The sequence below is a fragment of the Cellvibrio sp. genome (genome assembly GCF_053579595.1).
Window position 1 is genome coordinate 1 of sequence record NZ_JBRFPI010000427.1, and the last position, 3645, is coordinate 3645.

At 43.8% G+C, this 3645-nt stretch carries 4 protein-coding genes; 1 reads left to right on the forward strand and 3 read right to left on the reverse strand.

Features of this window, described 5'->3' with window-relative positions:
• Positions 1 to 1123: adenylate/guanylate cyclase domain-containing protein (locus ACWA6V_RS19045; RefSeq protein WP_449523974.1), on the forward strand; the 1123-nt coding region annotated here is incomplete at its 5' end.
• Positions 1124 to 1145: 22 nt separating this feature from the next.
• Here the strand turns inward: ACWA6V_RS19045 and queF are convergent.
• The 3 genes from queF to ACWA6V_RS19060 all read right to left on the reverse strand — a co-directional run.
• A complete protein-coding gene (gene queF, locus ACWA6V_RS19050; protein ID WP_449523975.1) occupies positions 1146 to 1973 on the reverse strand; it encodes an NADPH-dependent 7-cyano-7-deazaguanine reductase QueF in 828 nt (275 codons plus the stop codon).
• A 32-nt stretch (positions 1974 to 2005) separates the two neighbouring features.
• The gene (locus ACWA6V_RS19055; RefSeq protein ID WP_449523976.1) at positions 2006 to 2779 is read right to left on the reverse strand and encodes an ABC transporter permease; all 774 of its coding nucleotides are present in this window, start codon (positions 2777 to 2779) and stop codon (positions 2006 to 2008) included.
• The coding region (locus ACWA6V_RS19060) for an ABC transporter ATP-binding protein (protein WP_449523977.1) at positions 2776 to 3645 on the reverse strand (870 nt) is incomplete at its 5' end. The genes ACWA6V_RS19060 and ACWA6V_RS19055, both read right to left, overlap by 4 nt.

Consider the following 3645-nt stretch of genomic DNA (forward strand, 5'->3'; position numbering starts at 1 on the left):
TGGTATTGTGCTCACCCTGACGGATTTTAGCATCCTGCCCTCCGTAATGTTTCTGACCATGATTCAATTTAACCCGCTGATTAGCGGCGGTGTCCGTAAATTGATGGAAGACAATAGCGCATTTGCAGTCGGCGTGATATTGAGCCTGATTATCCATAAACCGCAGCTGGTACTATCCAGCAGTATCGAAATCAGTGCCGCAAGTTTGATTGGTGTCGCCACCTATTTTTTAGTCTATGCCATTTATATGCACCAACGCTTTCACAAATTAATGATCAGTCAAAAGCAGCTGGAAAACGAACAAAAATGGCACAAAATCCGCGCTTATAAATTATCTCGCTATTTACCCCCAACCGTATGGCAAGCGATTAATCGCGGTGATGATAAAAACCTGCAAGCAGAACGCAAACGCATCAGCGTGTTTTTTTCTGACATCAAAGATTTCAGTCAGCTATCAGAAGAAATTGAAGCTGAAGCCTTAACCGAATTACTCAACCACTACCTCACTGAAATGTCGAAAATTGTTGCTCACTACGGCGGCACTATCGATAAATTCATGGGCGATGGAATTATGGTGTTATTCGGCGATAGCAATAGCAAAGGCGTTAAAGATGATGCCACCCGATGTGTTGCCATGGCCATCGCAATGAAGAAGCGTATCAAGTCGATGCAGGTTGAATGGTTTAATCAGGGAATTAAAAAGCCACTACAAGTGCGCATGGGCATCAATACCGGCTATTGCACAGTAGGTACATTCGGTACATCCAATCACCTGGATTACACCGTATTAGGAACGCAAGTTAACCTCGCAAGCCGCCTTGAATCCGCTGCAGAACCGGATGAAATTTTAATCTCGCACGAAACCTGGTCGCTAGTAAAAGACACCGTCATGTGCCGCGATAAAGGCGAAATCCAAGTCAAAGGCTTCTCATTACCTGTGAAGGTATATCAAGTCGCAGATTTGCGTAAAGAAATGGGTAAAAACCAAAGTTATTTTGAAGATCGCGCAGAAGGCTTCTCCATGTATCTGGACATGGATAAAGTACGCAACTACGATAAACAGAAAGTGATCGAATCACTTGAGAAAGCAGCAAGCCGTTTGAAAGACAAAGTCATCGTATAAAATTACCAGTAGTGCTGAAGCACTACTGGCGAATCAAGCGCAGCAACTCGGGTTTTGTATTGGGGTTGCTGGAGCGAAATGGATTAATATCCAACCCTCCCCGTCGCGTGTAACGCGCATACACAACCAACTCTTCCGGTTTACACACTCGCGCAATATCACTAAAAATTCGCTCCACGCAATGCTCATGAAAATCCTGATGCTCGCGAAACGAAATAATATAGCGCAACAAATTTTCGCGTTGAATTTTGTTACCTTTGTAGCGAATAACAATGCTCGCCCAATCTGGCTGTCCAGTTACGGGGCAGTTGGTTTTTAAAAGATGACTCACCAGGCACTCATCTGCCGCTACCATCTCTGTAGTAAGCAATTCAGGCGCAGGATGATAGGCATCTACAACCACGGTCAAATCATCCAACAACTCCCCGTTTACCTCTGCTATTTCTGCCAGATGTAATGCTGAGTGTACCGATGCAGATATTGGAATCACGCTCACCCGAACATCCGCGCCGGTAATCCGTGAAAGATCTTTCGCGATTAAGGCCTCTACCTCAGCAACACTCTCGAAGCGAGTTTGGTTTAATGAATTTAAATAGAGCTTGAAGGATTTAGACTCCACAATAAATTCACTGGTACAGGGAATAAAGAACTCTGCAATAGCAACGACGGGCTTGCCCAATTCGTCCAACCAGGACAATTCATAGCCCGTCCAAATATCCACACCATAGAAGGGTAATGTATCACCTAATCCCAATAGCGCACGCGATTCGGCACGAGGAATAGGAAACAACAAATGTGGGGCATAAACAGAGACATAGTCAGTTTGGCGGCCAAGCGGATTATGATTCATAACAGAGCCTAATAATTTTCAACGACACCAGATCAAGCGCGCAGGCGCTTTCCGGTTTTTAATAAATGCAAAGCTATTATAAACAGCACTACGACAAATACCGTAAGCCCCACCAATGCCATGCCGATATTTAAATCAGTAATTCCCAACATGCCATAACGAAATGCGTTCACCATATGCAAAATAGGATTGAACACTGAAACATGCTGCCAAAACTCGGGCAACAAATTGATGGAATAAAAGACACCGCCAAAATACGTTAACGGAGTCAACACAAAGGTGGGAATGATAGATACATCATCAAACGTATTAGCATAAATTGCATTGATAAAGCCGGCGATAGAAAACAACACCGAAGTCATAAACACAATAAATATAGTGGTAAACCAATGATGCACATGCAAATCCGCAAAAAATAGCGACATCACAGTGACAATCAAACCTACAGCGACGCCACGTGCAACACCACCCATAACATAGCCAAGCAAAATAATGTAATTAGGTGTTGGTGAGACGAGCAACTCTTCAATACTCCGTTGGAATTTTGCACTGAAAAATGAAGAGGATACATTAGCGTAGGCGTTAGTAATTACCGCCATCATAATCAAACCGGGTGCGACAAACTCGATATAACTGAAACCACTCATATCACCAATGCGGCTGCCAATTAACTTACCAAAAATAACAAAATACAAAATCATGGTAATTGCAGGTGGCAGCAATGTTTGAATCCAGATTCGGGTAAACCGCTTTATTTCCTTATGCAGAATGGTAAGAAACGCAATCCACTGTTCTTGTAAACTCATGATTGCACCTCTTTTTTTCCAGCGACTGCCAGATCTTTATTGGCATTGACCATTGCAACAAACAACTCCTCCAGACGGTTGGATTTGTTACGCATACTGACAACTTCGTACCCTTGGGCAGTTAGTTGCGTAAACACTGCATTGAGCGACTGCCCCTTATCTACCTCTACCTCAAATGAGTGCTCATCAATTTGCGCAACACGATGACCATTTAAATGTGGCAGCGACTGCAAATTGCCTGAGACATCAAAAATAAAAGTCTCTTTATTCAGCTGCTGCAATAAACTTTTAACACTGGTGTTTTTGACAATCACACCCTGATCGATAATGGCCACATTGCGACACAGGCTTTCGGCTTCTTCCAAATAATGAGTGGTGAGGATGATGGTTGTGCCTGCTGCATTAATCTCGCGCAAAAATTCCCACATGGAACGGCGCAGCTCTATATCAACACCGGCGGTTGGCTCATCAAGGATCAGCAATTGCGGCTCATGCACTAACGCGCGCGCAATCATCAAGCGCCGCTTCATACCACCCGACAACATACGCGCAGGTGTGTGGCGTTTATCCCACAGGCTCAATTGTTTTAAATATTTCTCGGTTTGTACTAATGCTTGCTTACGGGGCAAGCCATAATAGCCCGCTTGCTGCAGCACTATGTCTTCCACCTTTTCAAACATACTGAAATTAAATTCTTGGGGAACTACACCCAGATATTTTTTGGCGATGGAAAAATCGGTATCAATATTTTTGCCAAACACCTCAACGGTACCTGAGGTTTTGCGCACCAATGAGCTAATGATACCAATAGTAGTGGATTTACCCGCTCCATTAGGCCCGAGCATGGCAAAAAAAACACCGGGCAT

What these genes read in the sequence shown, in the direction of transcription:
- ACWA6V_RS19055 (WP_449523976.1), bottom strand. Translation starts at nt 2,779, where the DNA reads ATGAGTTTACAAGAACAGTGGATTGCGTTTCTTACCATTCTGCATAAG.
- queF (WP_449523975.1), bottom strand. Translation starts at nt 1,973, where the DNA reads ATGAATCATAATCCGCTTGGCCGCCAAACTGACTATGTCTCTGTTTAT.